The sequence below is a fragment of the Streptomyces sp. NPDC029152 genome, from assembly GCF_055564355.1.
Map to the genome: position 1 here is coordinate 1 of NZ_JBVHWR010000057.1, position 3162 is coordinate 3162.

The window sequence follows — 3162 nt, forward strand, 5'->3', positions numbered from 1 at the left end:
CGAGATACGCGCCGACCTCCACCTCGGCCTGCTCCAACTCGCCTGCAGCATCATCTGCTTGCGTCGCCTCCGAACCTCATTCTGAAACGATCAGTTACTCGCGGTACACCGAAGGAGGGCAGCCTTTGCGTCGCCGTGCCCGGCTGGCTTCCCAGATGGATGCAGCTCCCGGCCGCTGACGCAGGATCCTCGACTCATGCTTGGGTACACCCTGGTCGCACTCTGTTGCTCGGATGCCAGTGGGGGGCCTGGATGGGGTTGTAGCTCATCCGTAAGTGAGCTGTTTATCCGGAAGGTCTACGTGATCGTGGTCACGATAGCGCCCTGTAATTCTGTGAGCACCTTGTGTAGGCGGGTGAAGATCACTTAAAACTGGCACCTCTTGTTTGGTTTCTGTGGGGGGCATCTGTGCGTCCAGCGCGTTCGGTTGTTGTTGCTGTCGCCTTCGTGCTGGCGGTACTGACCGGTACTGAGCAGGCCGCTTTGGCGGTGGATCAGTGGGCCGGTGGCGAGAGTGCTGACTTCGCTTCTCCGGAGCAGCGGTGGGGTTCTGCTGCCGGGCGTCGACACAGTGCCCCCACGGATGCCACAGAGGCGACGGTGTCGGGAGGCCGTACTGGTGCGCTTGCCGGCCAAGGTGAACTGCCTGCTGCGGACGAGTACGGCATCACCAGGTTGCCCGGTACGGCGAAGATGCCGGAGCCGGGCCCGGCCGTGACCACCGAGGCGCCCGCTCTGCCCGAAGCTCGGGGTTTTGATGCCAAGGAGAGCAAGGAGGTCGCGTCTGCGCGCAAGGAGCAGCAGCGCACCTTCCGCAATCCGGACGGCACATACACCACCCGCTTCTACAACGAGCCTGTCAACTACCAGGGCAGTGATGGGGCTTGGCGGCCCATCGACACCACTTTGAAGCGTCGTGCGACTGCCGGGCCGAGCACGATGAGTGTCGGTGAGGACGGTTGGGAGACCGCGTCGACCGAAGGGGCGATCGAGTTCGCGGGGACGGCTGACGCCGATCCTGTGGTGCGACTGCAGGTCGGTGACGGCATGTCGATCGCCTACGGGATGAGTGACGCTGGTCCTGTCGCCGGACAGGCCGAGGGCAGCACGGTCACCTACGCCGATGCACGGCCCGGCTCGGACGTGGAGTTCATTGCCGGTGGCGATTCCGTCAAGGAGACACTGGTCCTCAAGGACGCGAGTGCGCCTACGCAGTGGCGCTTCCCGCTGGCCCTGGAAGGGTTGACAGCGGCGATCGACGATCACGGTGGTGTGGTCTTCGCCGACGCCGACGGGGAGGTTCACGCGTGGACTCCGGCGGGCTGGATGCAGGACTCCAATCTGGCACCGGACTCCAACGAGGGCGTGGTCTCCTCCGGTGTCACCTACAACCTGGAGGAGGAAGACGGCCGTCAGGTCCTGGTCGTGAAGCTGGACAAGGAGTGGCTTGCCGCTCCGGAGCGTGTCTTTCCCGTGCGGGTGGACCCCTCGGTGAAGTCGGTTGACGCCACCTCCGGCACGTACGTGGAGTACCCGTACAACCAGAACTTCGCCTCGGACACGGTGCTGAAGGCCGGCACGTACGACGGTGGCGGCCACAAAGCGGCCGCGTTCCTGCGCTTCAACGGTGTGGAGAGCACGCTGAAGAACGCGTGGGTGCTGGGAGCGAACCTGGCCCTGTACAACACCTGGTCCCAGTCCTGCACGGCCCGCCCGGTGACGGTGCACCCGATCACGTCGAACTGGTCGGAGTCCACCACGTCGCAGTACCCCGGGCCGTCGACCGGTGCGTCGCTGGCCTCCAAGAGCTTCGCTCACGGCTGGCGGCCGTCGGGTACGACCACGTGGTCGTGCGGACCGGCCTGGGAGAGCATCAGGCTCGGCTCGGCAGGCCGCAAGCTCGTCGACGACTGGACGCACGGCCGGCAGAAGAACTACGGCCTCGCGGTGAAGGCGTCCACCTCTGACGCCAAGGGATGGAAGCAGTTCGGCTCCGACGACTACCCGAACGGCAAGCCGAGCCTGGACGTGACGTGGACCACGTACGGTGCCACCTATCGACTCGGTGACCTCACCGCTCCGGTGACCGCCACCAGCGAGGGCGTCCAGAAGGTGACCGTCACCAACCAGGGGCAGGAGACCTGGGCGAAGGGCAGCAACTACAAGCTGCGCTACCACTTGTTCGATGCGGCAGGCAAGGAGATCATCGACTCCTCCAAGATCCGCTGGACGCCCATGCCGCAGGACATCTCCCCGGGCGAGACGGTGACGCTGGATGCGAAGATCGCACCTCTGGTGCCGGCTACGTACACCGTGCTGTGGACCATGGACGTGGGCGGCGTCGGCACCTTCGTTCGCGCGGGTGTTCCTGGGGCCGCGGTCAAGCTCTCTTCGGTGAACATCCCCCCTCAGCTGACGGCGGAGACGCCCGGTAGTGGCGTCACGGTCGACTCCTTGACGCCGACGCTATGGGCCAAGGGCACGGATGCGGACCGCTACCCCAAGGCCGCCCTGCAGTACAGCTTCGAGGTGTGCGAGGTCGAGGGCAGCAATCTGCGTAAAAACTGCAAGATCGGCCCCCGAGTCAGCGGGCAGCAGTGGGCCCTCCCCTCGGGCTGGCTGTCCTGGGGCAAGACATACGCCTGGTACGGCTATGCCTACGACGGCGCCGCCACCTCGGCACGCCCGGGCGCGGCGCTGTTGACGACCCAGGTCCCGCAGCCGACCGTGACCAGCTACCTCGGTGGCTCGGACCAGGGCAAGGAGATCGGCACCCGCGCGGGCAACTACGTCACCGCGGCAACCGACGCGGCGATCACCACGGTCGGCCCCGAACTCGCGGTCACCCGCACCTACAACTCCCTCGACCCCCGCCGCGACGGCGCCTTCGGCCAGGGCTGGTCGACGCGCTGGGACATGCGGATACGGCAGGAACCGGAGACCGCCACCGTATTGGTCACGCTCGCAGACGGCTCGCAGGTGCGATTCGGCACCAACCCCGACGGCACCTACGCCGGCCCGGCGGGAGGAGGCCTGACCCTCACCCGCAAGACCGAGGGATGGACGCTTACTGAGGTTTTCACGGCGGGGTCGGTGGGGTGATAGCCAGACCTGTGGCGGTGAGGCAGCCGTCGACCAGGTGGGGGCGGAGCTGGATCCTGC

1 pseudogene is annotated in these 3162 nt (G+C 66.3%); it reads left to right on the plus strand.

Annotated features, from left to right (window positions below):
- Window positions 1-408 precede the first annotated feature (408 nt).
- Window positions 409-3075 (plus strand): annotated as a pseudogene (locus ACZ4V6_RS36450) (DNRLRE domain-containing protein); the annotation flags it as partial.
- Between the last annotated feature and the right edge of the window lie 87 nt (window positions 3076-3162).